A 601-nucleotide genomic window follows, 5' to 3' on the forward strand; every position below is an offset into this window, starting at 1 on the left:
TTCAGCGCGCTGTGCCGCGCGAGCACGGCGATCTCCGCCGCGATCTGGGTTGCCAGCTCACGGGTGGGGGCGAGGATCAGCGCGCGGGCATCGCGGCGGCGTCCGTCCCGAAGTCGGCGAGTCCGGCGGTCGCCGGAGGCCGGTTGCGCGGATCCAGCATCGGGGCATCGAGCAACTCGATGGCCGACGGTGACGTCCGGATGAGGTCCGGTACCGCGTCGAGCGCGTCGTCGACGGACGAGAAACGCAGCAGCGCCAGCCCGCGGGCATCCGGGATCGGGGTGAGGGCCACCTCGGCGCGGGTGACGATGCCCAGCGTCCCCTCCGATCCGCAGAAGAAGCGAGCCCAGTCCGGGCGGTCTCCGCGCAGGGCGTCCAGCCGGTAGCCGGAGACGCGGCGCAGGAGCGACGGTCCACGCCATGCGTGGGCGAAGTCCCGGCAACTCGCGAGGGATGGGGGCACCGCGCCATCCCGGCCGATCCACGTGTGGGTGCCGTCCGCGAACAGGATCTCGAGCCGCTCGACGCTGTCCGCGGTCAGTCCGTGCACGATTGACCGGGCGCCGGCGGAGTTGTTGGCGATCATCCCGCCGAGGGTGGC

At 72.7% G+C, this 601-nt stretch carries 1 protein-coding gene; it reads right to left on the reverse strand.

The features are described 5' to 3' along the window. Nucleotides 1-76: 76 nt before the first annotated feature. The coding region (locus KDM41_18570; GenBank protein ID MCB1185429.1) for an FAD-binding oxidoreductase at nucleotides 77-601 on the reverse strand (525 nt) is incomplete at its 5' end.

Source organism: bacterium (genome assembly GCA_020440705.1).
Taxonomy (GTDB): Bacteria; Krumholzibacteriota; Krumholzibacteriia; order LZORAL124-64-63; family LZORAL124-64-63; genus JAGRNP01.